Raw genomic sequence first — 25,250 nt, 5'->3', positions numbered from 1 at the left:
GTCTTACTTTGCTGTGCGCGTCGACCACCATGCCCACGCGATCAGCAGGGGCTGGCCGAACAGGCGCCCGACGCGCTTGGCGTCGGAATCGAGACCGAACGCATCCCGGTGGTGAATCGCCTGCGCGATGTTGCCGGGGAAGATCGCGGTGAAGAAGGCCGCTGCCAGGCCGCCGACCCGCTCGCGCTGCGAGCGCGGAGCAAAGAGAAGCGCCGCACCGAGCGTGATCTCGGCCACGCCGCTCAACAGCACCGTCGTGTCCTCCTTCAGCGGCACGAACTCGGGCACCTGCGCGCGGAAGTCGTCGCGGGCGAAGGTGAGGTGGCTGGTGCCGGCGAGAACGAGGATGGCGCCGAGCGCGATGCGGGCAGCGGTGCGGCCCTTCGGGGCGGGCTTGTCGAGCTGTTTCGTCATGGGGCTCCTCGGGTGAATCGAATGGTCTCACTCGACGATACGCCTCGCATCCTGGCGACGGTCGGCGGGCCGTCAGGCGCGACAGTCGGATGCGCCGGGTCGGCTATCACCGCTTCGCCCGTATATCTATGGGTCGGCGACGATCGGTTGCTTCTCCGTACATTGGCGGAATGAAGAAGTTCATCGCTCATTCCCTCGTCGCGACTGCCGCCCTGCTCCTGCTCGCCGGATGCACGGGCGAGGCTCAGGACACCGACTACATCGGCACGGCCACGCCGACGCCGTCGGTGTCGGAGACCCCCACCCCCACCCCGACGCCGACGGAGACACCGACACCGACGCCGACTCCGGCGGAGCCGGACAACATCTGATCCGGGCGCGACCCCGCCGTCGGTGCGGCGCGATAGCCTGCGAAGCATGAAATACGTGCCTCTCGGAACAACCGGCCTGACCGTCTCCCAGCACATTCTGGGGCTGATGCGCATTCCCGAGCTGTCGGCATCCGAGATTCGCACGCTCGTGGGCGACGCTCGAGCCGAGGGCATCACCTTCTTCGATCACGCAGACATCTACGGCTCGGGCGGAAGCCCCGAGCACGTGTGCGAGAGCCTCTTCGCCGACGCACTGAACTACACCTCGGCCGAACGCGAGCAGATGGTGCTGCAGACCAAGTGCGGCATCCGCCCCGGCTACTTCGACTTCTCGGCCGAGCACATCGTCGACTCGGTGAACGGATCGCTGACGGCGCTCAAGACCGACTACCTCGACCTGCTGCTGCTGCACCGCCCCGACGCGCTCGTCGAGCCCGATGAGGTGGCCGCCGCGTTCGAGCAGCTGCACTCCGAGGGCAAGGTGCGGCATTTCGGCGTCTCGAACCACACGCCAGGCCAGATCGAGCTGCTCAAGAAGTCCGTCGCGCAGCCGCTCGTGGTGAACCAGCTGCAGCTGAGCATCACCCACGCTCCGTCGATCACCTCGGGGCTCGCCATGAACATGGCGCATTCCGAGCAGTCGGTCGATCGGCACAACGGCGTTCTCGACTACTGCCGCCTCAACGACATCACCGTGCAGGCGTGGTCGCCGTTCCAGTCGGGCGGCACCGGCGGCGTCTTCATCGGAGACCGCGAGAACTACCCCGAGCTGAACGACGTGCTCGACGACCTCGCCGCCGTCTACCGGGTGACGCCCACCGCCATCGCCGCCGCGTGGATCACCCGGCATCCGGCGCGCATTCAGCTCGTGCTCGGAACGACCAAGGGTTCGCGGGTGCGCGAGGCGGCCGCCGGCTCGGAGATCGAACTGACCAGGCCGGAGTGGTATCGCCTCCTGGTCGCGGGCGGCGCTCTGCTGCCCTAGCGCATGAACGGGATCGCGATGCGGTTGCGCAGCACGGTGCGCTTGTTCGCCGCGACGAGTCCCATGATGATCACCACGAGGTGCGCGATGCCGAGGGCGAAGAAGAGCACGACAGGGATGCCGATGGGGAAGAATCCCGTGCTGTCGTCGCCGCGCGTCGCGAGCATGATGGCGAAGAAGAGAAAGTCGAGCACGATGTACGCGATGAGGCTGAGGCCCCAGTTCGCGGCCTGGCGCGCGTTCTCCGCGGCGAGCTCGCCCTTCGTCTTCTGCGAGGGGTACACCGCCGCCATCACGATTCCGGCGACCAGCAGGCTCAGATAGGGGATCGGGATGTAGGCGAGAAAGCCGAGTCCGTAGGCAAGAGCGCCCGTGGGGGCAGCCGCGAGTGGCTGCGAATAGCCCGCCGGCGGATTCGGCTGCTGCCCGACCTGAGGATACGGCTGCTGGTACGCCGACTGGTACGAGCTGGGCGCCGGCTCGGGCTGGCCGGCAGTCTGGGGTGGCAGGGATTCATAGGAGGATCCGGTTGTCATGGTTCCACGCTATCGATCGGCCTGCGCATCGAGAATGGGGAGAAGTCCCCACCCGTGAGGCGGTCCGCGGTCGCGACTACGCTGGACGGATGCTCACCGCCGGGGTCGATCTCGCCGCCGAGAACAAGGGGACCGCGCTCGCGGTGATCGAGTGGTCGGGCGCCCGGGCCACGCTCGCGGAGCTTCGGCTCGGCGTCGGCGACGCGGAGATCGCCGACGCTGCGACGACGGTCGACAAGCTCGGCATCGACTGCGCCTTCGGCTGGCCCGACGAGTTCGTGAGCTTCGTCGTCGCCCACTCCGACCACGAATTGGTCGACGGGCTCGAGGTCGACGGAGGCATGGACTGGCGCCGCACCCTGGCCTACCGCGAGACCGATCGCGAGGTGCGAGCCAAGACGGGCCGCTGGCCGCTCAGCGTATCGACCGACCGACTCGGACTCACCGCGATGCGCTGCGCCGGCCTGCTCGGCCGCATCCAGGCTCGGGGCGTCGAGGTCGACCGCTCGGGCGCCGGCGTCGTGGTCGAGATCTATCCCGGCGCGAGCCTCAGACTCTGGGGGTTCGACACCACCGGGTACCGGGTGGGCGCGCCGGCGCGCGAGCTGCTGCTGGCGCAGATTCTGGATGCCGCCCCCTGGCTCGATCTGCAGGGTTCCGCCGATCTCATGGTGCGGTCGGGCGACGCCTTCGACGCCGTGATCGCGGCTCTCGCTTCGCGGAGCGCGGCGCTCGGCCACTACGACGCTCCGGCGCCGGAGCAGCTCGCCCGTGCGCGCCGCGAGGGCTGGACCGCCCTCCCGACAGCACCGCTCTCCGCACTGCGCCCTGCGTAACCGCGCTCGCCCGGCGCATCCGCTGCCGGACGGCCGGGCGCGGATGCCCCCAGGGGGAGCGGATGCGGCGCGGGGCGAACTAGTGAAGCGCGGCGGCCATCGTCACACGCAGGAAGTCGAGCTTCGCCGCGGCCTCCGACGCAGCGGGTGCGGTGTACGCGACGATGCGCAGATCGGTTCCGGCGACACTGAAGACATCGCAGTCGAGGGCGATGTCGCCCACCAGTTCGTTGCTCACGACCTTGCTCTCGGACTCGTGCTCGCCCACGATCCCGCTCTCCCACAGCACCCGGAACTCCGCGCTCGTCGAGATCAGTTCGGCGATGAGGGCCCGCACCCCGCGGTCTTCGGGATACCGGCCCGCCACCCGACGCAGGTCGGCGACGAGAGACGCGCCGAAGGCATCCACGCTGCCGGAACGGCTCACGATTCTGCCGCCGCCGTCGCCGAGCATGAGGTTGCCGAAGTGCGCGCGAAGCAGATTCGGCCGGCCCGACGCGGGGCGCACGGGCTCGCCGAGCAGCGCGGTCCACAGCGGGCTCCAGCTCAGCAGATCCCACGATGCGGTGAAGACGGCGACGGGAATCTCGCCGAGCCGGGCCACGAGCCGCTGCACGCCCGGCGGAATGTGCGCCGGCACCTGGTGCGGTGACGGAGGAAGCAGGCCCGCCAGAACGAACAGGTGGTCGCGCTCCGCATCGGTGAGCTGAAGGGCTCGGGCCAGCGACGAGGCCACCTGCTCCGACGGCCTGCGCGCACGGCCCTGCTCGAGGCGCACGATGTAGTCGACGCTGAGCCCGGCGAGCGAGGCGAGCTCTTCACGCCGCAGACCCGCAGCGCGGCGGGAGTCGCCGGCGGGGAAGCCGACGTCGAGGGGCGAGAGCCGATCGCGCCACGCACGAAGGAGGGACCCGAGATCGCCGTGCGCATCCTGCATTCACTCAGTGTGCCAGCGGTCTGCCCGGGCTGGGTGGTACTGGGCGTCCGTACGCTGAGACGGGCCACGACAGCCGCGCACGGTCGGCGCAGACTTCTGGGCATGACAACAACACTGATCACCGGGGCCAACAAGGGCCTCGGCTACGAGACAGCCCGCCGACTCATCGAGGCCGGCCACACCGTGTGGATGGGCGCACGTGACGAGACCCGCGGCCGCACGGCCGCCGACGAGCTGGGCGGCCGGTTCATTCCGATCGACGTGACGAGCGACTCATCGGTCGCCGCCGCCGTCGACGCGATCGTCGAGGCGGGAGGAATCGACGTGCTCGTGAACAACGCCGGCATCTCGCAGCCCTTCGTGCCCGCCGAGGAGTTGACCCCCGACGACGCGACCCGCGTGTTCGAGACCAACGTCGTGAGCATCGTGCGCATGACCCGCGCGTTCCTGCCCGTGCTCCGAGGCTCCGACGAGGCGACCATCGTGAACGTCTCGAGCGGAATGGGCTCGTTCGCGTCGGTGCTGAGCCCGGATCACATCGAATCGACCATCATCGCGCCGATCTACCAGTCGTCGAAGTCGGCGGTCACGATGCTCACGGTGCAGTACGCGAAGGCGTACCCCGAGATCCGCATCAACGCGGCCGACCCCGGCTACACGGCCACCGACTTCAACAACAACAGCGGCCCGCAGACCGTGACCGAGGGCACGGACGCGATCGTGGAGCTCGCCACCCGCGGCGGCGAGGGGCCGACGGGCACCTTCATCAACAGAGACGGAGTGGCAGCCTTCTAGGAGCCGCGCCGCTGCGCCGTTCCCTGAGCTTGTCGAAGGGCGGCCTCCCCGACCAGCGCAGTGGACGCGCCGGTCGAGTAGTCGCGCGAGGAACGAGCCGGCGTATCGAGACCATCCCGCCAGATCGCTGTAATCTGGCGGGATCGGGAGGGGGTCGCGCCATGGCCGACGACAAGAAGAAGAACGAGGGGCTGACCGAGCGCGGCGCGTCGCGTCGCAACTTTCTGCGAACGGCCGGCATCGGGGTCGCCGGCCTTGCAGTGGGCGGAGCCGCCGTCGGCGGCGTGACCGCCGGCATCCGATCGTCTGAGGCCGATGCCGACGATCTCGGCTTCACGCCGCTGCCCGTTCGCAGCGAGCCGGGCTTCGACCATGTGGTGGTGGTCATGTTCGAGAACCGCTCGTTCGACCACATGCTGGGATGGCTCTACGAGTCGGGGCAGGAGCCTGCCGGGCAGACCTTCGACGGCCTGCACCAGGGGTCGTACAGCAACCCGGGCGAGTCGGGAGAGGCCGTGCCGGCCCACGTCTACAGCGGGCCGACCGACCAGATCATGGCGCAGCCCGATCCCGACCCCGGCGAGTTCTACCCGCACGTCAACACGCAGCTCTTCGGCACGATCGACCCCGAGAGCAACGCCGACCTGAAGAACCCGCTCAGGGAGCCGTGGAACCTTCCGAAGGACACGTCGAAGCCGCAGAACAACGGCTTCGTGAAGGACTACATCGTCAACTCCACACTCGCGCGCGGGCGCAAGCCCACCCCCGAGGAGTACGCGGTCGTGATGGGCGGATTCTCGCCCACGATGCTGCCGGTGCTCTCGACCCTGGCGAAGAACTTCGGGGTCTACGACCACTGGCACGCGGCGGTTCCGTCGCAGACGTTCTGCAACCGCTCGTTCTTTCACGCGAGCACATCGCACGGCTATGTCACGAACGCCGAGGGTACGGGCATCGGCAAATGGCTGGATGCGCCGGCCGTGCCGACCGTGTTCACCCGGCTCGAGGAGGCGGGCAAGTCGTGGCGCGTGTACTACGACGCCCAGCAGGTGGTCTCGCTCACCGGGCTGCTGAGCGCGCCGTCGATCGAGAAGTACTGGAGGAGCAACTTCCGCAGCATGGAGCAGTTCCACGACGACGCCGCGAAGGGCAACCTGCCCGACTACGCCTTCGTCGAGCCGCGAATGGTCTTCGACCACAACGACATGCACCCGCCGGTGGTGAGGGCCTCTCACGATAGGGCGGACCCGGAGACGCCCGAGATGGCGTCTGCCTTCTCGGACATGCGTGCGGGGGAGCAGCTGCTCGGTGAGGTCTACACCGCCGTCAAGAATGGCGCCTCGGCCACCGGATCGAACGCGATGAACACCGTGCTGCTCGTGACCTTCGACGAGCACGGTGGACTCTACGACCACGTCGCGCCGCCGACCGCTGCTCCTCCGGTGAAGAACGAGAAGCCCGGCGAGATGGGCTTCACCTTCGATCGCCTCGGGCTGCGGGTTCCCACGATCGTGGTGTCGGCTTACACGAAGGCCGGTTCGGTGATCAATGACGAGATGCACCACGGGTCGCTTGCGAAGACCCTCGCCGAGCTCCACGGACTCGACCCGCTCACCGAGCGCGACGCATCCGCCACCCCGATCTTCAACGCGGTGAATCTCACGAAGCCGCGGCAGCCCGCGCTCTGGCCGACGGTCACGCCGGCATACGTTCCGCCGAACCCCGAGGCGAATCCGCGCGCGGACAAAGACAAGGACCGCACCCGCCCGCTGACCCCTCCGGCGCTGGGGCTGATCGGAATTCTGCTCGCGAAGTACGAGCCGGGTGCGCCCCTGCCCGACAACTACGCCGACGCCTACGACGTGCTCGTGAAGCATGGAGACGGTCTGTTCGGAGTGCGCGACTGAGGTCGTTCTCCGGACTACAGGACGTTTTGTCAGTCGGTCGGTGTGTCGTCGGTCGATAGCCGGAGTGTCGTCGATCCGTCCTGTCGAACGGTCGGAGACTCCTCGAGGTGGGCGGCCAGCGCGCGCATCGCGTCGTCGAGGGCCGCGAGCTGCTCGGATGTCAGGGCGCTGACGAACAGCCGCTGCACCGAGTGAAGGTGCGGTGACGACGCGCGGCGAAAGGTGCGGGCTCCCTCGTCGGTGAGCACGACCCAGGCACCGCGGCTGTCGTCGGATGCGCGCTCCCGGGCGATCAGTGCGCGCCGCTCCATGCGCCCGAGGTGGTGCGAGAGGCGGCTGCGCTCCCATCCGATCTGTTCGGCCAGCGGCGACGAGCGCAGCCGGTGGTCGGGCTGCTCCGAGAGGGCAAGCAGAACCGCATAGTCGCCCGACGAGACACCGGATGCCTGCTGCAGCTCGGCCTCGATGTGCCGCTTCACGAGATCGGTCGTCTCGGTGAAGGTGCGCCAGGCCAGTAGCTCGTCGCGGGTAGGCGACTTCCGACCGGCGGACCGACCAGCGGACCGATCGGCGGATCGGCGGCCGGCTCGGCGCCCGGCGCCACCCTCGCCGTCGTCCTCGGGAATATTCACGACACTCCATTCATTTGACATGTCAATTAGATCATCAAAGGACGCGATCATGGCTGACATCGAATTCGGGCTCGACACCTTCGGAGACATTCCGCAGACCGACACGGGAGAACTCGCCTCCCACGCACAGGCGATCAGGCACGTGGTCGCCGAGGCCGTGCTGGCCGACCAGCTCGGCATCGAGGTCTTCGCCGTCGGCGAGCACCACCGGCCGGAGTACGCCATCTCGAGCCCCGAGACCGTGCTGGCGGGTATCGCCACGCAGACCGAGCGCATCCGACTGAGTTCGGGTGTCACCGTTCTGAGTTCCGATGACCCTGTTCGTGTGTTCCAGCGCTTCGCTACCGTCGACGCCCTCTCGAACGGGCGCGCCGAGGTGATCCTGGGCCGCGGCTCGTTCACCGAGTCGTTCCCCCTCTTCGGCTACGACATGAACGACTACGACACCCTCTTCGAAGAGAAGATCGAGCTCTTCTCGCGCCTGCTCACCGAGCGGCCCGTGAGCTGGAGCGGCACGACCCGCGCCGCGCTGCACGACGCCGACGTCTTTCCGAAGACCGAGTCGGGGCACCTCTCGACCTGGGTCGGCGTGGGCGGCTCGCCCCAGTCTGTCGTGCGCACCGCGCAGTACGGCTTCCCCCTGATGCTGGCCATCATCGGCGGCAGCCCCGAACGGTTCGCGCCCTACACCGATCTTTACCGACGCGCGGCCGAGCAGTTCGGCACCACGGCGCATCCGATCGGCATGCACTCGCCGGGGTTCATCGCCCGCACCGACGACGAGGCCAAAGAGATCTTCTTTCCGCACTACAAGGTGATGCGCGACCGTATCGGAGCCCTGCGCGGGTGGCCGCCCGTGACCCGTGCCGAGTTCGAGAACGAGGTCGAGCACGGCTCGATGTACGTGGGCTCGCCCGCCACGGTCGCCCGTCGCATGGCGAGCGCGATCGCTACGCTGGGGGCCGGGCGATTCGACCTCATCTACTCGGCCGGCACCACCCCGATGAGCGACCGGATGCGTGCGGTCGAGCTCTACGGAACCGAGGTCGTTCCCCTCGTCCGCGACATCCTGGCCTGAGAGGCGCGCCCATGCATTCCTTGACCGACCCGAAGAAGGCGACCATCGGCATCCTCGGTGCCGGAAAAGTGGGCACCGTGCTAGCCCGTCTCGCGATTGCAGCCGGCTACCCCGTGCTGATCGCGAGCTCGCGACCGCCCGCCGCGATCGAACTCACGATCGACGTGCTGGCGCACGGCGCCGAGGCGACGACGGCATCGGATGCCGCGGGACGGGCCGACATCGTCATCCTGGCTCTTCCGCTGGGCAAGGCCGTGCCCCTCGACGGGGCGGAGACCCTGCCGGCCGACGAGCTGCGCGGAAAGATCGTGATCGACGCCATGAACTACTGGTGGGAGGTCGACGGCGTTCGCCCGGATCTCACCGGTGACGACGTCACGACGAGCGAGCTCGTGGCGGCGGCCCTGCCCGGCTCACGTCTGGTGAAGGCGTTCAATCACATGGGTTACCACGATCTCGACGAGGGTGCGCGGCCCGCGGGCGACCCGGATCGCAAGGCGATCGCGCTGTCGGGAGACGACGTGGCGGCCAACGACGTGGTGGCCGACCTGATCGACTCTCTCGGATTCGACCCCGTCGACCTGGGTGCGCTGGCCGAGGGCGCGGTGCTGCAGCCGGGGCGCGAGCTCTTCGGCGCGAACCTCAGCGCCGCCGAGATCCGCGACGTCGTGGAGCAGGCCGCCGCCTGAGGGCTCGAGCGGCTACGCCGCCACCTCCTGCAGCGCGCGCAGGTGCACCGAGGCCCACGAGCGGAACGGCTTCCACGCCTCGGCGACCTCGTCGATCGAGCGGTCGGCGCCATAGAGCTTCGTGACTTCGTCGCTCAGTCGGCCCTCGTTGCGTGGCAGCACATCAGGGAAGTTCGCACCGCGGATCACCACGAGCTCGGCCGAGAACGGTCCCATGCCCAGGATGCTCTGCACCTGGGCGAACGCGGTGGTCGGCTGCAACGAACGCAGGTACGAGCCGGAGAGGCGGCCGTCGAGAGCGGCCTCGGCGACCGCATGCAGGTACTCCGCCTTGCGTCCGGGCAGGTTGAGCGACGCCCCGAGCAGGGTGGCCGGAGACGGAAAGGCTCCGTCGTCGCCGAGCTGCTGCGTGAGCCGCGTCTTGATCGCTGCCGCCTGCCGCCTCTGCATGCGTTGCGACAGCAATGACCACACGGCCGCCTCATAGGGCGAGAAGAAGCCGCAGGGCCGGAACCCCGGGAGCCGTCGCTGCGCGTCCGCGATCACCACGTCGCGTGCCGCCACATCCGGCCACCCACGACCGTCGATGTCTATCGACAGCAGCCGCCGCACCTGCTCGGTCGCGGCATCCAGATCGCCCTGGCCATCGACCACGATGCGGGCCGACGCGCCCTCCTGCGTGATCACGGCATCGACTCGCTGCCAGTCGGTGTCGCAGAGAAAGGCGGTGCGGATGCCCTCGGCCTGCGTCTGGGATGCAAGTCCACCGGGGGCGAAACCCTCCCAGAACTGCTTGGTGGTGGCGAGCGACCAGGGCCCGACAACCTCGTGAACGGTCTCGAGGCGAGTCATGGATCAGACCCTATCGTGCAGAGTGATGGCGTAGCCGTCGGGGTCGGCGAAGGTGAACGTGCGGCCGAAGGGGCCGTCGACGGGTGCCGAGGTGATGGTGAATCCGTCGGCCATGAGGGTGTCGTGGATCTGTTGGGCGTCGGGCGCGTGCATCCAGACGCCGATACCGAGGCCGAGCTGTGCGCCCGGGTTCAGGTCGACGCCGGGCATCGCATCGCGCACGGCGAAAGCAGCGGGCGACGTGCCGAAGACGATGGCATGGGGCGGGCCGGGCTGGCGGGAGAGACCGAGGTACTTCTCGTAGAAGGCGGCGGACGCCTCGATGTCGCGGACCTGCAGTGAGATGAAGCCGGGGCCGGATGCGGTCATGATGTTCTCCTTCATTGATGTCAGTTTGTTGACATACCCAGTATGTCAGAATATTGACATGGGTCAAGACGGTGCGGGAATCGAGCTGGAGACGTCGTTGGGGTACCTGATGAAGGAGGTCTCGAGTGCGCTGCGCACCGCCATGGAGGCCGTGCTGCGTCCGCTCGGCATGAGCGTCACGCACTACTCCTGTCTCGAACTGCTCGCCCAGCGGCCCGGCCTGTCGAACTCCGAGCTCGCTCGTGGCACCTTCGTGACGAGGCAGGCGATGAACGTGCTGCTGCAGGCGCTCGAGGCTGACGGGCTCGTCACGAGATCAGAGCAGCCTGCCTCCGGGCGCGCCTTGCCGACGCAGCTCACGCCGGCCGGAAGGGCCCAGCTCGCCACGGCCAGCGCCGCGGTCAGGGGAGTCGAGGACCGCATGAAGTCGGGCCTCGCTCCGGCCGAACAGGTCGCGCTGCGCACGATGCTGTCGACCTGCGCGGCATCGCTGCGGGCGACCTGAGCGGCCGTTCCCCGTATTACAGGACGATCTCGACCGAGTGCGGCGTTTCCCTCGACGACACACCGCGACCTGGCTGTTCTGTCCTATAATCCGGAGAACGCCTAGGCGGGGTCCGAGAGCATCGCTGTGATCAGGGTGATGCCGCCGAACACGAACACCACCAGGGCGACGGATGCGAGGGCCGACGCCACCGCCGCCTGCAGCGACCACGCACGCGCACGCGGAACGAGGCACACGAGCAGCAGCACCGCCGTCGGTGCGACCAGGCACACGATGAGCCCGGTGTCGGAGACGATCACGCCGAGCAGCTGCAGCAGCAGGTAGCAGAGGGGCACTCCGGCAACGCCGACGATGGCTCCGACGGCGATCGCACCGGCGCGCAGCCGCCGCGGTCCGCGGGGTCCGCGCGGCCCACGGGGTCCGCGCGAGACGGGCTCCGGAGCACAGGGCTGGCTGTCGGGCGCGTTCGAGGTCGCGGGCATGCGCCCATCCTCTCCCGATCGGGTGGTCTCACGCCATGGTCAGGCCGGGTTCGATACGATGCTGAGGCACGCGCAGCGGAGCGCCGTCGTGTGGCCAGCGCCGATCCTCACCGACCGGGGCCTGCGTCCTCCATGCCGATAGAGAAGTTGAAAGTACATGACAGCATCGACCATCGACCCCAAGATCGCGCGTTCCTGGCTGCTCGTCTCGGGCATCCGTTCTGAGGACTTCGACCCGGCCGCCGACTCGCGCGCCGACCAGATCATCCTCGACATCGAAGACGCCGTCGACCCGAAACTGAAGGCGGATGCGCGAACGTCGGTCATCGACTGGCTCAGCGGCGGCGGCGCCGGCTGGGTGCGTATCAACGACCGCACCACCGAGTTCTGGTCCGACGACGTCGACGGCCTCAAGGGCGTGCCAGGGCTGTCGGGCGTGATGCTGGCCAAGACGGAGTCGGCCGAACAGGTCACCGAGACGTTCGATCGACTCGGCGGCACCGTGCCCGTTCTCGCCCTCGTCGAATCGGCGCTCGGCATCGAGGAGGCGCCGGCCATCGCGCGCGCCCGGGGCGCGTTCCGCCTCGGCTTCGGCAGCGGCGACTACCGCCGCGACACGGGCACGAGCGCCGACGACCTGGCCATGGCCTATCCGCGCTCGCGCCTCGTCGTGGCGAGCCGCATCGGCAACCTGCCCGGTCCGATCGACGGCCCGACGGTCGGCAGCAACCACCCGGTGCTGCGCCAGAAGTCGGAGCACGCGGTGGCCATGGGCCTCACCGGAAAGCTCTGCCTCGACCTCGACCAGCTCTCGGTGATCAACGAGACGATCAGCCCGACGGTGTCGGATGCGACGTGGGCGCGCGACTTCCTCGACGACTTCGAGTCTCGGGGCCGGGTCATCCGCGACGGCAGCGACCTGCCGAGGCTCGGCCGCGCCGAGAAGATCGACCGCCTCGCGCAGGCCTTCGGCATCGTGCCGATCGCGCGCCGCTAGACCGCGCTCGAGCTCGCCCAGAGGTTGATGTCGCGGTCGCCGGCCAGCTCGTCGATCTTCGCGAGTTCCTCGCTCGTGAACGCGAGGTTCTGCACGGCGGCCAGGTTGTCGTCGAGCTGCGCCACCGACGACGCTCCGATGAGAACCGAGGTCACGCGCTCGTCGCGCAGCGCCCACGAGAGCGCCAGCTGGGCGAGGGTCTGACCTCGGCCCGAGGCGATGTCGTTCAGGGCCCGAACCCGCCCGAGCGTCTCGTCGGTGAGCATCCGCTTCTGCATCGAGCCGCCTCGCGCGCCGCGCGAATCGGCCGGGATGCCGTCGAGGTAGCGGTCGGTGAGCAGGCCCTGGGCGAGCGGAGAGAATGCGATGCAGCCGACGCCGAGCTCGCCGAGGGTGTCGAGCAGGCCGTCCTCGATCCAGCGGTTGAACATGGAGTACGAGGGCTGGTGGATCAGCAGCGGTGTGCCGAGATCGGCCAGGATGCGCGCCGCCTCGAGCGTGCGCTCAGGCGAGTAGCTCGAGATGCCGGCGTAGAGGGCGCGACCCGACTGCACCGCAGTGTGCAGGGCGCCCATCGTCTCTTCGAGGGGAGTGTCGGGGTCGGCGCGGTGGCTGTAGAAGATGTCGACGTAGTCGACGCCCATGCGGGCGAGCGACTGATCGAGCGAGGCGAGCAGGTACTTGCGCGATCCGTGGTCGCCGTAGGGTCCGGGCCACATGTCGTAGCCGGCCTTCGTCGAGAGCACGAGCTCGTCGCGGTAGGGCGCGAAGTCCTCTGCGAACATGCGGCCGAAGTTGGTCTCGGCGCTGCCATAGGGCGGGCCGTAGTTGTTGGCCAGGTCGAAGTGGGTCACGCCGGAGTCGAACGCGCGGCGGAGGATCGCGCGCTGCGTCTCGATGGCCACGTCGTCGCCGAAGTTCTGCCAGAGTCCGAGCGAGACGGCGGGAAGTTTGAGGCCGCTTCGCCCCGTGCGTCGGTAAGGGAAGCTGTCGTAGCGGGAGTCTGAGGCGAGGTAGGTCATTACTCGATAATGGGTCACCCGACGCGAAAGCCGCTACCGCTTGCGATGTCGGAAAAAAGTTCTGAAGAGGTGCATCCAAACGCATGGGTTCGACAGAAGTGGTCTGTGTAAGCAGTTTTCTCTTCGCCCCTGACCGGGGCTCGACCAGGAGGTATCCATGCGCAAGACCCTCATCGCCGGCATCGCAGCCGGTGCGTTCATCGCAGCCGCAGCCGCTCTTCCCGCATCCGCGGCCGAAGGCGACGCACAGCTCTCGGTGCTGCACGCGGTTCCGGGTGTCACCGTCGACGTCTACGTGAACGGAGCCCTGACCCTCGACGACTTCACGCCCGGCACGCTCGCCGGACCCCTGCCGTTGCCGGCCGGAACCTACTCGGTGGCCATCACGGCATCGGATGCCGCCGACGCGAGCGCCCCGGTGATCGGACCGGTCGACCTGCCCCTCGCGGCGAACGGCAACTACACCGCCGTGGCCCACCTCGACGCGTCGGGCAACCCCACCGCAACCCTGTTCACGAACGACACAGCCACCCTCGCCGCCGGCGAGGGACGCCTGACCGTGCGCCACGTCGCCGCCGCTCCCGCGGTCGACGTTCTCGCCGGAGGCAGCCCCGTGATCACGAACCTCGCAAACCCGGGCGAGTCCGTGCTCACACTTCCCGCCGGCACCGTGTCGGCGTCGGTCGCCGCCACAGGAACCACCGACCCTGTGATCGGCCCGGCCGACGTCGACGTGGCCGAGGGAACGAACACCATCGTCTACGCGTGGGGCAGCCTCGCCGACGGCAACCTGGCGCTCGCGGTGCAGACCATCGGCGGACTGCACTCGAACCCGGGCGGTGTTCCCGCCGGTAACGCGGGCCTCGTCGCCACCAACCAGCCAGGAGACTCCACCGGTCTGCTGGTCGGCGGGGCGCTCGCCCTGCTGCTCGCGGCGCTTGCAATCACCGCCGTGCGCAGCCGGGCGCTTGCCAAGGTCGAGCGCTGACCGGCAGGCACTCCCTCGCGACCGCGGTTCGGGCACACGCAGCCCGGGCCGCGGTCATCGGCGCGCTCGCGTGCGCCTCGATGCTCCTGATCACCGGATGCGGCGTCGCCGCCGACGCCCCCGCCACCCCGATGCCGGCCGGCGTCGCGCGGTCGGCGACACCCACGGCGACACCCACGGCGACACCCGCGCCTACGCCCAGCGCGACGGGCGCGCCGGCCGGGCCCGCGGCATCCGTCGTGCCCCTGACCGACGCGAGCCTGGGGGCCCGCCCTGCCGAGCCCGTCGTGCAGCCGGCCAGGGTGCAGGTGCCGTCGCTGGGCATCGACGTGACGGTGTCACCCGAGGGAGTCGACGCGACCGGCGCGCTCGCGCTCTCCGACGACCCCGCGATCGCCTCCTGGTACCGCTACGGACCGACGCCGTGGAGCACGGCCGGAACCGCCGTGATCGCCGCGCACGTCGACTCGTTCGACTACGGCATCGGCCAGTTCGCACTACTGCTGGATGCCCCGGTCGGCACGGAGATCGTGACCACCTCGGTCGATGGCCGGGTCGCCCGCTTCTCGGTTCAGGAGGTGTCGATGATCGACAAGACCGGCGTCGACTGGAACGCCGTCTTCGACCGCACCGGCCCGCACCGTCTGGCGCTCATCACCTGTGGGGGAGAGTTCAACTACGATACGGGTCACTACCTCAGCAACGTGATCGTCACCGCGGTACCGATCGCGTGATGGGGGTGGCGACGTATGCTCGAGGTGCCCACAAGGAAGCCGCACACTGACGTGACCGACACATCGATCGACGAGGGCGCGCTGGTCGACGCCTTCTGCTCGGGTGACGACCGGGCTCTGGCCGGCGTCTACGAGCGCTGGTCGTCGCTCGTCTACACGCTGGCGCTGCGCTCGCTGGGCGACGCGCGCGATGCGGAGGACGTGACCCAGAAGGTGTTCGTCGCCGCGTGGCGCGGGCGCTCGGGCTACGACCCCGACCGGGCGAGCATGGGCGGCTGGCTCGTGGGAATCACACGGCACTGCATCGCCGACGCCCACGAGGCGCGCAGCCGGATGCGCCGGGCCGACGAGGCGCACACCCTCGAGAGCGTCGCCGCGACGGTCGACGACACGGCGGAGGTGGCCGACAGGCTGATGATGGCCGACGAGCTCGCGCGACTCGACCCTGTGCCGCGCACGATCATGCGGTTGGCCTTCTTCGCCGACCTCACTCATGCCCAGATCGCCGACAGGCTCGGGCTTCCGCTCGGAACCGTGAAAAGTCATATCCGTCGAAGTCTGTCTCGGCTACGAATACGTTTGGAGGTGAACGATGACACATATTGATGCCGATGAACTGGCGCTGATCGCGTTGGGCGAGGTGGCGCCGAGCGCCGTCGAGGCCGAGCACCTGGCCTCGTGTGCCTCGTGCGCCGCCGAACTGCGCGAGCTGTCGACGGTGGTGCACCGGGGCCGGTCTGCGAAGGGCGAGTCGCTCGCCGAACCGTCGCCCGCGGTGTGGGAGCGCATCCGCACGCAGATCGTCGCCGATGCGGATGTCGCCGCCGACGCTCAGGCCGCGACGGGCTCAGAGATGTCACAGAGGGCTGCTGCGCGCGCCGAGAAGTCGCCATCTGCGACATCTCGGCCGACCTCCGAGCGCGCTCGCAGACGCTGGCGCACGCGCATGGTGGTTCCGCTGGCCGTCGCCGCCCTCGTGGTGGGCCTCGTCGCAGGAACAGGGGTCGGGATCTGGTGGCAGTCCGCCCAGAGCGCGAACACCGGAGTCGTGGTCGCGGGCGCCGAGCTCGACCCGTTCCCCGACTGGGCGGATGCGCACGGCAGCGCGGTGGTCGAGGTTCTGGCCGACGGCACGCGTCAGGTCGTGGTCGACATCGACCCGGCAGGGCAGAGCGGACCCGGAGACGACCGACAGCGCGAGGTGTGGCTCATCTCGACAGACGGAACCGCGCTCGTGAGCATCGGCTTCCTCGACGGGGCCGAGGGCAGATTCAAGCTGCCGGCGGGCGTCGATCTCGCGACGTACTCCCTGGTCGACGTCTCGGCCGAGCCCGACGACGGAGATGCCACGCACTCGGGAGACTCGATCGTGCGAGGCGAGCTGCGCAGCATCTGAGCGGGGCCCGGGCTCCTGAAAGGGAGCCGGGCCCCGTCCGTGCTACTCGGCAGTGCGGTCGACGTCGCCCGCAGTGTCGGTGTCGGTGTCTTTGTTTGTGTCGCCGGCGTTCGAGATGTCGACGGCGCCGTCGGATCCGTTGCCGTTGCCCTCGGTGCGGGGGCGCGTCTTGCCCTCGTCGACGGCGCGGATGCTGCGGAGGTCGTCGTCGAGTCCCGCGTCGCGGTTCGCATCCGCCTCGGCGTGGTCGCGGCGTCCGGCCTCCTTCTCCTCTTCGGTCGCTTCGGTGGCGCCGTCCATGATGGGCGCGTCCTGGGTCTTCTTGTTGTCAGTCATATCCGAATCGTACGTCCGGGTGCTCCCGGGCACGGGTGGCTTGCACGGCCGCAGAACATCTGGGTCGAATCCGGGTTCCGAAGGTCGGTGTGCGCGGCGTCAACCCCATCGGGGTGAATCGGATGCCGCGGGTAGCGTCGCTGGAACGCGTCTCACCCCCGAAAGGATCGCCATGACCGACCAGTACACCTTCCAGGATCCGTCCGCCATGTACTCCGACATCGACACGACGGCCCAGTACCAGCAGGGCGCCGGACTCGACGTGAAGCTGAACAACAGGGCCGACCACGGCGATCAGAGCTACCGGGGATCCGGTCGACTCATCGGACGCAAGGCCCTCATCACCGGCGGCGACTCGGGCATCGGTGCGGCCGTGGCGATCGCCTTCGCCCGCGAAGGCGCCGACGTCGTCATCTCGTACCTCGCCGAAGAGCAGCCGGATGCCGACAGGATCCTCGAGCTCGTGCGCGAGGCCGGGCGCACCGGGGTGGGCATCCCGGGCGACATCACCGACCCCGCACACTGCCGCGCCCTGGTCGCGCAGGCGGTCGACGAGCTCGGCGGCCTCGACATCGTGGTGAACAATGCGGCGAAGCAGCAGCACGCGGAGTCCCTGGTCGACATCAGCGACGAGCAGTTCGACGAGACCATGAAGACCAACGTCTACGCCACGTTCTGGATCACCAAGGCCGCACTCCCGCATCTCCAGCCCGGCGCAACGATCATCACCACCTCGTCGAACCAGGCGTACACCCCGAGCGAGAACCTGGTCGACTACGCGACGACGAAGGCCGCGGTCAACACGTTCTCGAAGGCGCTGGCGCAGCAGCTCGCTCCGAAGGGCATCCGCGTGAACATCGTCGCCCCCGGACCCATCTGGACGCCCCTGCAGACGGCGGGCGGCCAGGTCATCGACGAGCTTCCCGAGCTCGGCCAGGACACGCCCATCGGCCGCATCGGGCAGCCCGCCGAGCTCGCTCCGGCCTACGTGTTCCTCGCGTCGCCGGAGTCGAGCTACGTGGTCGGCGAGACGCTCACGGTCAACGGAGGCAAGCCCACTCCGTGAGCTGACTGGGTCTGAGTCGGCTTCTCTCGGGCGGGCGCCGAGTTGCCCGATTCCGCCGCCTCGAGTGGATGCGACGCGGCGGACTCGGGCAACTCGCTCGCTCGCCGGGGTGGCTGCGCCGCATTGACGCGGTCTATCAGCGCCTGCTGCCAACCGATCGCGGGTGCGGCCGGTCGCGGCGGCGGGGTGGATGCCTCGGGCTGGGCATCCGACGCCGGTTCGGCCGGGGCGGGCTGGGATGCCGGCTCCGATCCGACCGACGGGGCCGGGTCATCGGCAGGGGCGGGGTCGACGGCAGGGGCCGGGTCGACGGCCAGCGCCTCCTGCACGATGCGGCGAGGGTCGTACTGTCGGGGGTCGAGCTTCCTCCACTCGGCCGGATCGAACTCGGGGCCGAGCTCCTCCACGGCCCGAGCTTTTGCGCCGTCGAGGAACGCGCGAACGCTCGTGACGAGCGAGGCGAGTTTCTCGGCGTAGTGGGGCAGGCGCTCAGGGCCGATGATGATCGCGGCGATGATGCCGATCACGATCAGCTTGTCGAGGGTGAGTCCGAACACGGGGTGCTCCTTTCGGGCGGGCGGGCGGTCGGTGGTCAGGCGGTCAGGCGGTCAGGCGGCCGGTCGGGTGGTCGGGCGGCGGGGCAGGCGGGGGTCGGCGCCTGTCAGGCGTCGACCAGTTCGCGGTCGATGTCGCGGTCGACGTCCACGTCGCGATCGTGAGCCGTGTCGTCGGTCAGCAGTCGGGCGCGTCGCTTCGCGGCGACGCGGTCGTGCAGCACCGCGATCAGCGCTGCGGCGGCGAACAGGGCCGCCATGGGAACGGCCAGGAGGAACATCGTGGCGATGTCCGCGGAGGGCGTCGCGATGGCGCTGAACACCAGGATGCCGAGGATCACGACCCGCCAGCTCGACACGACAGACCTTCCCGGCAGCACACCGACCGCGTTGAGCAGCACCACGAACACGGGCAGAACGAAGGCCACGCCCACGGCGAGAACGAGCTTCATCACGAAGTCCACGTAGTACGAGGCCACGAGCACCGAGCTGTCGTCGGTCGATGCGATTCCGGCCAGCAGCTCGACGACGTGCGGGAACAGGAGGAAGCCCGTGACGCATCCGATGATGAAGAGCGGCACGGCCGCGACGAAGAAGCCCAGCGTGTAGTTCTTCTCGCGGCGGGTGAGCCCTGGCAGGAAGAAGGCGAAGACCTGATGCATCCAGACCGGGCTCGACATGGCCGCCCCGGCGAAGAGGGCGATACGCAGCTTCAGGTCGAAGGCCGCGCTGATGCTGTCGTAGTTCAGGCTGGCGTTGCGCGAGAGGGCCAGCGCCTCGATGGGCGTGCGCAGGATCTCGAGGATCCGGTCGCTGAGAAAGTACCCCGCGGCGGCTCCGACGAGCAGCGCGAACAGGATGCGGAACAGACGCGTGCGCGCCTCGCGCAGATGCTCGATGAGCGTCATCCGGCCTCTCTCGTCACGGCCGGCCCGGCCCGCCTTGCTGCCGCGTGAGCGGCGTGAGCCGCGCACGGTCAGAGCCGGTCTGCGGGAACGGGCGCATCCACGGTCGTCGCCGAGGTCGCAGGAGTCGCCGAGGTCGCGGGGGCGTCTACGGCGTCTGCGGCGGCGGACCCGTCGCGGGATTCGGATTTGAGGATGCGGGCCGACTGTCCGACGCTCTTCGCAAGCGCCGGCAGTTTGCTTGCTCCGAAGAAGAGCAGCACGACGGCGAGGAGGATGAGCGCGTGCCATCCGGTGAGGTTCTGGAGCAGTCCCATGAGGGGCCTTCTTTCGTGTGTGAGGTGGAGGGTGTGAGCGTCCGCGCCCTGGGGGGGTCATATGCGCCCGGTCGACGGGCCGCGGACACGCCGAGCGGGCGCCGATGCGGCTAGTTCGCCGGGCCACCGCCGCCACCGCCACCGCCGCCGCTACCGCCGCTGGGCGCGGAGCCCGCGGTGGGTGCGGTGCTCGTGTCGACGCGAACGGTGAGCGCGACCTGGTAGCCGTTCGTCGCATCCCCCGTCACGGTCGCGAGCTGCAGGGCGCCGCCGTCGTCACCGAACACGTTGTCGCTGTCGAGGCTGACCTTCGACAGGTTCGAGCTCGAGCCGTCGTACCCCGAGAGGGCGTACACGGTGTCGCACGCGTCTTGCGGCAGGGCGACCTGCGAGGTCGCGATGGCGTTGGCCGAATCGGTGATGTCGCCGATCGCGGGGTAGACCTCGAAGTGGATGTGGGGCCAGCGGCCTGAGTAGCACGCGGGGAAGATCGAGGTGTACGACACGGTTCCGTTGCCGTCGGCGACCTGCACGCCGCGCAGGTAGGTCTCGTTCTCGACGCCCGACGAGTACATCGAGTAGTTGCCGTCGGCATCGCAGTGCCACACGTAGACGGCGACGTTCGCGAACGGGGCGTCGTTGTTCGCCATGTCGAGGATGGTCAGGCTGAGCGCGATGGGAACGCCGGCTGCGGTGGTGCCGCTGCCGAGGCTCGAGCGAATGTCGCTGCGCACGATGCCCGACTGCTCGAGCACGTCGGCGCCGTTCGAGCCGTCGCCGGGGTACGGTCCGGCGGTCTCGTCGGGGATCTCGCCGGCGGGCACCGCGGTTGTGGATGCCGCGGCCGTGCTGCTCGTGGTGGGCGTGGTCGTCGGGGTGGCGGTGGCCGTCGCGGTGCCTGCTGCGCTCGAGCCGGAGTCGCCCGTGGAGCAGGCCGCGAGGGCGACGGCTCCGGCGCCGAGTCCGAGCATGCTCAGAACGACGCGGCGGCTGACGAGCGTGCGGATGTCGAAGGCGACGCCCTGGTCGACGACCTCCTCGTCTGCGCGGTCGAGGAGTCGGCCCTCGTAGGCCGGCCCCTGCGGGGTGAGTTCTGGTTCGGGGATCCTGCTCATGACTGCCTCTCGGATGTGACGTTCGGTTCGTTCTGAAACGTCAGTCTTCGGGGCGGTGCTATGCGATTCCTATGAGGCGGCTAGGGGGTGGGTATGAGCTGAAGCTAGCGCAGTTCGTTACTCGAGACGACGGTGGCGAAGCTGCCGTCGAGCGCGGCCATGAACGACGCGTGCACCGTGGCGCCCGGAACGACGGTCTCGCCGAAACTGAGAACGGGCGCGGCGCACGCGTCGCTCACCACCGTGACCTCGAAGCCCAGCTCGCTGGCGGCGCGCGTCGTCGAGTCGATGCACATGCTGCTCATCATGCCCACGATCACGAGCTCGGTGACGCCCTCGTCGACGAGCAGCTCCTGAAGGCCCGTTCCGATGAAGCTGTTGGGCTCGTGCTTCTCGAGCACGATCTCGTCGCCGCTCGGCGCGACGAGCGAGTGGATGCCGACGCCCGGCGTGCCAGGGCGGAAGAAGGTGGCGTCGGGCTCGGTCGACACGTGGAAGATGTGCACGACGGTCTCACCGGACGCGCGGAAGCCGTCGAGCACGGAGCGCGCGGCGGCGGCGGCCGCATCCGGTCCGACGAGAGGAAACGCGCCCCCAGGGAAGTAGTCGAGCTGGATGTCCACGATGAGCAGTGCGCGAGTCATTCGCCCAGTATGCCGCTCCTCGCGTCGTGCGTGCGCGGGTGCGCCAGGCATGAACCTGACTGTTCTCCGTGCCCGTGAGCTTTGTCGGGTTACCCGCACTCGACTTGGGGCCCCTTCTCAGTTGCGATCCGCAAAATACTTGTCATGACAACTAATGGAGGAACCCTCAGTATGGTCACACGGGTGGCGGCGGCCGTTGCGGGCGTCGCGATTCTCGCCGGATGCTCATCGGTCTCGTCGGCCTCATCTGCCGACGAGACGGCGGCCGGCCCGACGGAGACCGCAGTGGCCGGTACGGCCTCGAGTGGCGGTACGAGTGCCGACCGCGCGGATTCGGATGTCGAAGCCGCCAACAAGAAAACGGTGCTCACCCTCATCGAGGATGTCTTCCCGGATCCGACGTCGGCATCGGCGAAGACCGAGGCCGACGCTGTCGTCGCTCCTGACGCGGTCGCACACGGAACGGGCCTCGCGGCCGGACCCTCTGGCCTGCTCGACCAGTTCGCGGCGACGCACACGCGCGTCGCCAATGCCCAAGCGGTCGTCAAGCACGAGGCGGCAGACGGTGACCTCGTGGCCGTGCACTGGCAGGTGGCCTCCGACCCGAACGACGAGAGAAGCGGAGAGGCCGCCGTCGACCTCTTCCGCGTGACCGACGGCACGATCGTCGAGCGGTGGTCGTTCTCGCAGCCGATCCCGACGGGTACCCCGGCGAGCGGCAATACGAACACCATGTTCAGCGACCTCTACGCGAACGCAGCCGAGCCGGGCTCGGTGACCGAAGCGCAGGAGGAGAGCAACAGAACGTTCGCCGTCGGCGCCTATAACACCCTCTTCCGCGATCAGGACGTATCCGTGCTCGACACCTCGTTCGATCCGAACTACCTGCAGCACAATTCCGTGGCTCCCAATGGCACGGCTGCGCTCAAGGGTTTCTTCTCGGGCTCCGCGACCTTCCCGCCGCAGGAGTCCTCGATCTCGCTATCGGATGGCGACCTCGTATGGACCTTCTCGCAGAGCGCCGGTGCGACAGCGAGCGATCCATTCCTGGCCGCAGACATCTTCCGGGTAGACGACAAGCTCATTCGCGAGCATTGGGATGTGGTGCCGACGAGCTGACCTCCGAGGCGGCGGGCTGCCTCTCCATCTGCCGCCACGGGCCTCCGAGCAGGGGGCTCAGGGTGACGACCGTGTACACGACGGCGATGATGCCGAAGGCCCAGGAGAGTCCGATGGTGTCGGCCGCAATCCCTCCGAGCAGCGCTCCGAAGGGCACGCCGGCCCAGGCCCCTGCGTTGACCAGCCCGAACACCCGGCCGCGCATGTGCTCGGGAACGCGCTCGAGCTCGACCGTTCCGAGGATCGGGTTGAGCGAACCGGCGGCGAGCCCCGCCAGGGCGGTGACCCCGATCAGCACGGGCAGGGGAGCCCCGAGCGCGAAGGCGGCGCTCGACGGGCCGCCCGCGATCGCGAAGCACACGGCCAGGGTGACCCGACGCCCGACGCGATGCGCCACGAATCCGAAGGCGATGTTGCCGAGCAGCGCGCATCCGCCCATCACCGCGACGAGCACGCCCAGCGCGGCGGCGCCGCCGAGCCGATCGTTCGCATACAGGGGCAGCAGGGTCGAGCCGCGCGCCGCATCCATCAGGTTCGTGATCAGCACGAGGCCGACGATCAGACGCATGAGCGGGTCGTGGATGACGAACCGCAGCCCCGCGGCCAGGTCGCGCCAGTAGCCGCTCGGCTCCTCGGGCGACTCCGCGTCGGCTGACGCAGCGGCAGCAGCGGCAGCAGCGGCACCGGCAGCAGCACGTGCAGCAGCGGGTACCGCCGCGACGAAGAGCCAGGTGAGCAGGGCGGAGACGGCGAAGGTGGCGGCGTTCACGAAGAGTGCCGCGATCGGGCCCATGAGGGCGACGAGCAGCCCGGCGACCGTGGCGCCGATCATGCGGGCGAGGCGTTCCGAGCCGTCGAGCAGGCCGACGCTGCGCTCGAGCCGGATGCCTGCCCGCTCGGTGAGCCGCGGCAGCGTCACCCGGCGCGCGGTCTGGCCGGGGGTGTCGAGCAGGCCTCCGGCGAAGACCAGCAGCAGCAGTGCCCAGAACGGCAAGCCGACGGTGAGCGCGAGCACGGGGATCGACAGCACCGTCGCCCCGCTGATGATGTCGGCGACGATCGCCGCGCGCCGGGGTCCGACTTGGTCGACGACCACGCCTCCGAGCGCGCCGCCGACCACGACCGGAATGGTGGAGAAGAATGCCGCGACTCCGACCTCGACGCCCGTGCCGCCGAGGCCGAGCACGTAGAAGGGGATGGCGAACGCTGTGATGACGTTGCCCGTCTGCGAGATGGCGTGGGCGGCGAGCAGCGCGGAGAGGGAGCCGACGTCGCGGCGCCTCTCGGTCGCGGTCGTCGTCACGGCCGACGGTAGGTCTGATAGACGACCGACACGGCCTCGGCGCCGCGGTCTTCGGATGCGCCGTTTGCCTCGCTCACCTCGGCATAACGGGCGACGACCGCCTCGAGCTCGGCAGTCAGAGCGGCGAGTTCGTCGACCGTGAGGTTCAGCATTCTGTCGCTGCTCGTGCCGGCCTCGACCCACCGGCGGGGAAGAGAGGGCAGCGAGTCGACGTAGTCGGAGAAGCGTGCGGCGTAGGCCTGCCCGACCGATTTCTGCAGCGCCGACGATGCCGCAGCCTTGTCGGGATCGTCGAGCAGCTCGGCGGTGTCCCAGCTGGTGAGCGGAGTCGTGGCCTTCCACCACCTTTCTCGCCGGTCACGCGTCTGCGGCTCGGCCGGCTCGATGAGATCGATGGATGCCAGCTTGGCCAGGTGGTAGCTCACGGTGCCCGGCGCCTCGTCGACGACGTCTCCGAGCTGCGCCGCGGTCTGCGGGCCGCGCTCGCGCAGAAGGCCGAGCAGCCGCAGGCGGGTCGGATGCGCCAGCACCCGCATCGAGGCGGCGGACGTGAGCGTGCTGCGGGTGGGGTCGGTGGGGGTCACGACCTCAGACTATAAACACAAGAACTATTGCGCAACAGTTCTTGTGCTTATCAGGATGCGGAGTTCAGCGCGAGCAGGCGACGCTCGATCTCGAAGCGGTAGTCCTCAAGTGCGCGTCGCACATGGTGGGCGGCACGCTCGCCCGCGCTCTCGGAGTCGCCCTCCCGGATCGCGTCGAGGATGTCGGCGTGCTCACGGATGGCGCGTTCGGCATCGTGAACCTCCTGGCCGAGTTCCAGAAAGCTCACCTGGGCCTGCAGCTCGCGGATGCGCACGACGGCGTCGACGAAGAAGATGTTGTGCGAGCTCTCGGCGAGAGTCGTATGGAACTTCTCGTCGGCACGGGTGAATGCCTCCCAGTCGTGATTCGCGGCAGACGTGCGGCCGAGCTCGACGGCCTCGTCGAGCGCCATGACCTCTTTGGGAGTGGCATGTTGGGCGGCGAGGGTGGCCGACTCGCGTTCCTGTACCGCGCGGAAGCGGAACAGCGCGGCGATCTGGTCCATGTCCGTCGGTCGGAACGGAACGGGGTGCGCGCCCCGGAGAGACTCGGTGCCACGCCCCACGAAGAGGCCCCGCCCGCGCTCGGCCTTGACGCGGCCGATCGCCGAGAGCATCTTCAAGGCTTCGCGCACGGTTCTCTGACTCGTGCCGAGTTCCTTGGCCAGCTCGGTTTCCGTCGGCAGGCGGTCGCCCGGCCTCAGATCGCGAGTCGAGATCAGAACGATGATCTCGTCGACCACCCGCTCATACGCGGGCCGGTATTCCTCTTGAGTCGACAC

General features: G+C 69.0%; 32 protein-coding genes. 15 read left to right on the top strand and 17 right to left on the bottom strand.

Going from position 1 to position 25,250, the window contains the following annotated elements; translation table 11 throughout:
• Nucleotides 1–3: 3 nt before the first annotated feature.
• On the bottom strand, nucleotides 4–414 hold the full coding sequence (locus ASF06_RS09800) for a DoxX family protein (protein WP_055946074.1): 411 nt from the start codon (nucleotides 412–414) through the stop codon (nucleotides 4–6).
• A 170-nt stretch (nucleotides 415–584) separates the two neighbouring features.
• On the opposite strand from ASF06_RS09800, the gene ASF06_RS19845 reads away from it, so the two are divergent.
• Nucleotides 585–785 (top strand): hypothetical protein, encoded by a 201-nt coding sequence (locus tag ASF06_RS19845; RefSeq protein ID WP_055946071.1) that lies wholly within the window; start codon nucleotides 585–587, stop codon nucleotides 783–785.
• 46 nt (nucleotides 786–831) lie between these two features.
• Entirely contained in the window at nucleotides 832–1,770 is a 939-nt protein-coding gene (locus tag ASF06_RS09790; protein WP_055946068.1) for an aldo/keto reductase, read from the top strand.
• Here ASF06_RS09790 and ASF06_RS09785 read toward each other — a convergent pair.
• Nucleotides 1,767–2,306: a DUF4870 domain-containing protein gene (locus ASF06_RS09785; RefSeq protein ID WP_055946065.1), complete on the bottom strand. Its 540-nt coding sequence runs from the start codon at nucleotides 2,304–2,306 to the stop codon at nucleotides 1,767–1,769. The two genes, ASF06_RS09790 and ASF06_RS09785, sit on opposite strands and share 4 nt — an antisense overlap.
• Before the next feature lie 89 nt (nucleotides 2,307–2,395).
• On the opposite strand from ASF06_RS09785, the gene ASF06_RS09780 reads away from it, so the two are divergent.
• Nucleotides 2,396–3,142 carry a DUF429 domain-containing protein gene (locus ASF06_RS09780; protein WP_055946061.1) on the top strand — a complete coding sequence of 249 codons (747 nt, stop codon included), beginning with the start codon at nucleotides 2,396–2,398 and terminating at the stop codon, nucleotides 3,140–3,142.
• A gap of 79 nt (nucleotides 3,143–3,221) precedes the next feature.
• Here the strand turns inward: ASF06_RS09780 and ASF06_RS09775 are convergent, their stop codons facing one another.
• On the bottom strand, nucleotides 3,222–4,079 hold the full coding sequence (locus ASF06_RS09775) for a helix-turn-helix transcriptional regulator (protein WP_055946059.1): 858 nt from the start codon (nucleotides 4,077–4,079) through the stop codon (nucleotides 3,222–3,224).
• Between the two features lie 102 nt (nucleotides 4,080–4,181).
• On the opposite strand from ASF06_RS09775, the gene ASF06_RS09770 reads away from it, so the two are divergent.
• Together ASF06_RS09770 and ASF06_RS09765 are read left to right on the top strand one after the other, a co-directional pair.
• On the top strand, nucleotides 4,182–4,874 hold the full coding sequence (locus ASF06_RS09770) for an SDR family NAD(P)-dependent oxidoreductase (RefSeq protein WP_055946056.1): 693 nt from the start codon (nucleotides 4,182–4,184) through the stop codon (nucleotides 4,872–4,874).
• 161 nt (nucleotides 4,875–5,035) lie between these two features.
• Nucleotides 5,036–6,781 (top strand): alkaline phosphatase family protein, encoded by a 1,746-nt coding sequence (locus tag ASF06_RS09765; protein ID WP_055946053.1) that lies wholly within the window; start codon nucleotides 5,036–5,038, stop codon nucleotides 6,779–6,781.
• Nucleotides 6,782–6,810: 29 nt separating this feature from the next.
• On the opposite strand, the gene ASF06_RS09760 is transcribed toward ASF06_RS09765, so the two are convergent.
• A complete protein-coding gene (locus tag ASF06_RS09760) occupies nucleotides 6,811–7,413 on the bottom strand; it encodes a MarR family winged helix-turn-helix transcriptional regulator (RefSeq protein ID WP_235500962.1) in 603 nt (200 codons plus the stop codon).
• Nucleotides 7,414–7,462: 49 nt separating this feature from the next.
• Between ASF06_RS09760 and ASF06_RS09755 the strand changes: the two genes are divergently transcribed.
• Both ASF06_RS09755 and ASF06_RS09750 read left to right on the top strand, forming a co-directional pair.
• Nucleotides 7,463–8,491 carry an LLM class flavin-dependent oxidoreductase gene (locus ASF06_RS09755; RefSeq protein ID WP_055946051.1) on the top strand — a complete coding sequence of 343 codons (1,029 nt, stop codon included), beginning with the start codon at nucleotides 7,463–7,465 and terminating at the stop codon, nucleotides 8,489–8,491.
• An 11-nt stretch (nucleotides 8,492–8,502) separates the two neighbouring features.
• Nucleotides 8,503–9,180, top strand: a complete 678-nt coding sequence (locus ASF06_RS09750; protein WP_055946047.1) for an NADPH-dependent F420 reductase — start codon at nucleotides 8,503–8,505, stop codon at nucleotides 9,178–9,180.
• Nucleotides 9,181–9,192: 12 nt separating this feature from the next.
• Here ASF06_RS09750 and ASF06_RS09745 read toward each other — a convergent pair whose 3' ends face one another.
• Nucleotides 9,193–10,032 (bottom strand): DNA-3-methyladenine glycosylase family protein, encoded by an 840-nt coding sequence (locus ASF06_RS09745; RefSeq protein ID WP_055946044.1) that lies wholly within the window; start codon nucleotides 10,030–10,032, stop codon nucleotides 9,193–9,195.
• 3 nt (nucleotides 10,033–10,035) lie between these two features.
• Nucleotides 10,036–10,401, bottom strand: a complete 366-nt coding sequence (locus ASF06_RS09740) for a VOC family protein (protein WP_055946453.1) — start codon at nucleotides 10,399–10,401, stop codon at nucleotides 10,036–10,038.
• 58 nt (nucleotides 10,402–10,459) lie between these two features.
• Here ASF06_RS09740 and ASF06_RS09735 point away from each other — a divergent pair, with 58 nt between their 5' ends.
• Nucleotides 10,460–10,906 (top strand): MarR family winged helix-turn-helix transcriptional regulator, encoded by a 447-nt coding sequence (locus tag ASF06_RS09735; RefSeq protein WP_055946041.1) that lies wholly within the window; start codon nucleotides 10,460–10,462, stop codon nucleotides 10,904–10,906.
• A gap of 101 nt (nucleotides 10,907–11,007) precedes the next feature.
• On the opposite strand, the gene ASF06_RS09730 is transcribed toward ASF06_RS09735, so the two are convergent.
• Entirely contained in the window at nucleotides 11,008–11,388 is a 381-nt protein-coding gene (locus tag ASF06_RS09730) for a hypothetical protein (protein ID WP_055946038.1), read from the bottom strand.
• A gap of 157 nt (nucleotides 11,389–11,545) precedes the next feature.
• On the opposite strand from ASF06_RS09730, the gene ASF06_RS09725 reads away from it, so the two are divergent.
• On the top strand, nucleotides 11,546–12,385 hold the full coding sequence (locus ASF06_RS09725) for an HpcH/HpaI aldolase/citrate lyase family protein (RefSeq protein WP_055946035.1): 840 nt from the start codon (nucleotides 11,546–11,548) through the stop codon (nucleotides 12,383–12,385).
• Here ASF06_RS09725 and mgrA read toward each other — a convergent pair.
• Entirely contained in the window at nucleotides 12,382–13,407 is a 1,026-nt protein-coding gene (gene mgrA / locus ASF06_RS09720) for an L-glyceraldehyde 3-phosphate reductase (protein ID WP_055946032.1), read from the bottom strand. The two genes, ASF06_RS09725 and mgrA, sit on opposite strands and share 4 nt — an antisense overlap.
• A 157-nt stretch (nucleotides 13,408–13,564) precedes the next feature.
• Between mgrA and ASF06_RS09715 the strand changes: the two genes are divergently transcribed.
• From ASF06_RS09715 to ASF06_RS09700, 4 genes are all read left to right on the top strand, one after another.
• Nucleotides 13,565–14,395: a DUF4397 domain-containing protein gene (locus tag ASF06_RS09715; RefSeq protein WP_055925632.1), complete on the top strand. Its 831-nt coding sequence runs from the start codon at nucleotides 13,565–13,567 to the stop codon at nucleotides 14,393–14,395.
• A gap of 80 nt (nucleotides 14,396–14,475) precedes the next feature.
• Nucleotides 14,476–15,129 carry a class F sortase gene (locus tag ASF06_RS09710; RefSeq protein ID WP_055946029.1) on the top strand — a complete coding sequence of 218 codons (654 nt, stop codon included), beginning with the start codon at nucleotides 14,476–14,478 and terminating at the stop codon, nucleotides 15,127–15,129.
• Between the two features lie 51 nt (nucleotides 15,130–15,180).
• A complete protein-coding gene (locus tag ASF06_RS09705; protein WP_235500961.1) occupies nucleotides 15,181–15,735 on the top strand; it encodes an RNA polymerase sigma factor in 555 nt (184 codons plus the stop codon).
• On the top strand, nucleotides 15,722–16,525 hold the full coding sequence (locus ASF06_RS09700; protein WP_082500824.1) for an anti-sigma factor: 804 nt from the start codon (nucleotides 15,722–15,724) through the stop codon (nucleotides 16,523–16,525). The genes ASF06_RS09705 and ASF06_RS09700 overlap by 14 nt, the downstream gene beginning before the upstream one ends.
• Nucleotides 16,526–16,567: 42 nt before the next feature.
• Here the strand turns inward: ASF06_RS09700 and ASF06_RS09695 are convergent, their stop codons facing one another.
• A complete protein-coding gene (locus ASF06_RS09695) occupies nucleotides 16,568–16,861 on the bottom strand; it encodes a hypothetical protein (RefSeq protein ID WP_055946020.1) in 294 nt (97 codons plus the stop codon).
• A 172-nt stretch (nucleotides 16,862–17,033) separates the two neighbouring features.
• Between ASF06_RS09695 and ASF06_RS09690 the strand changes: the two genes are divergently transcribed.
• The gene (locus tag ASF06_RS09690; protein ID WP_055946017.1) at nucleotides 17,034–17,927 is read left to right on the top strand and encodes an SDR family oxidoreductase; all 894 of its coding nucleotides are present in this window, start codon (nucleotides 17,034–17,036) and stop codon (nucleotides 17,925–17,927) included.
• Here ASF06_RS09690 and ASF06_RS19490 read toward each other — a convergent pair.
• The 5 genes from ASF06_RS19490 to ASF06_RS09665 form a co-directional block, all read right to left on the bottom strand.
• Nucleotides 17,876–18,484: a hypothetical protein gene (locus ASF06_RS19490; RefSeq protein WP_157439134.1), complete on the bottom strand. Its 609-nt coding sequence runs from the start codon at nucleotides 18,482–18,484 to the stop codon at nucleotides 17,876–17,878. The genes ASF06_RS09690 and ASF06_RS19490 overlap by 52 nt on opposite strands.
• Nucleotides 18,485–18,588: 104 nt before the next feature.
• On the bottom strand, nucleotides 18,589–19,389 hold the full coding sequence (gene tatC, locus ASF06_RS09680; RefSeq protein WP_055946014.1) for a twin-arginine translocase subunit TatC: 801 nt from the start codon (nucleotides 19,387–19,389) through the stop codon (nucleotides 18,589–18,591).
• Nucleotides 19,390–19,457: 68 nt separating this feature from the next.
• Nucleotides 19,458–19,703, bottom strand: coding sequence for a twin-arginine translocase TatA/TatE family subunit (locus tag ASF06_RS09675; RefSeq protein WP_055946012.1), 246 nt, complete (start codon nucleotides 19,701–19,703; stop codon nucleotides 19,458–19,460).
• A gap of 110 nt (nucleotides 19,704–19,813) precedes the next feature.
• A complete protein-coding gene (locus tag ASF06_RS09670; protein ID WP_055946009.1) occupies nucleotides 19,814–20,818 on the bottom strand; it encodes an intradiol ring-cleavage dioxygenase in 1,005 nt (334 codons plus the stop codon).
• 104 nt (nucleotides 20,819–20,922) lie between these two features.
• Nucleotides 20,923–21,462, bottom strand: coding sequence for a cysteine hydrolase family protein (locus tag ASF06_RS09665; RefSeq protein ID WP_055946006.1), 540 nt, complete (start codon nucleotides 21,460–21,462; stop codon nucleotides 20,923–20,925).
• Nucleotides 21,463–21,606: 144 nt separating this feature from the next.
• On the opposite strand from ASF06_RS09665, the gene ASF06_RS09660 reads away from it, so the two are divergent.
• The gene (locus tag ASF06_RS09660; protein ID WP_055946003.1) at nucleotides 21,607–22,581 is read left to right on the top strand and encodes a nuclear transport factor 2 family protein; all 975 of its coding nucleotides are present in this window, start codon (nucleotides 21,607–21,609) and stop codon (nucleotides 22,579–22,581) included.
• Here the strand turns inward: ASF06_RS09660 and ASF06_RS09655 are convergent.
• From ASF06_RS09655 to ASF06_RS09645, 3 genes are read right to left on the bottom strand one after another with little or no spacing between them, the layout of a single operon-like run.
• Nucleotides 22,544–23,884, bottom strand: coding sequence for an MFS transporter (locus ASF06_RS09655; RefSeq protein WP_055946000.1), 1,341 nt, complete (start codon nucleotides 23,882–23,884; stop codon nucleotides 22,544–22,546). The two genes, ASF06_RS09660 and ASF06_RS09655, sit on opposite strands and share 38 nt — an antisense overlap.
• Nucleotides 23,881–24,468, bottom strand: a complete 588-nt coding sequence (locus ASF06_RS09650) for a winged helix-turn-helix domain-containing protein (RefSeq protein ID WP_055945997.1) — start codon at nucleotides 24,466–24,468, stop codon at nucleotides 23,881–23,883. The genes ASF06_RS09655 and ASF06_RS09650 overlap by 4 nt, the downstream gene beginning before the upstream one ends.
• Before the next feature lie 50 nt (nucleotides 24,469–24,518).
• Nucleotides 24,519–25,250, bottom strand: coding sequence for a FadR/GntR family transcriptional regulator (locus tag ASF06_RS09645; protein WP_082500823.1), 732 nt, complete (start codon nucleotides 25,248–25,250; stop codon nucleotides 24,519–24,521).

Source organism: Agreia sp. Leaf244 (genome assembly GCF_001422695.1).
Classification (GTDB): domain Bacteria; phylum Actinomycetota; class Actinomycetes; order Actinomycetales; family Microbacteriaceae; genus Agreia.
This window is presented reverse-complemented; position numbering and strand designations above follow the sequence as displayed.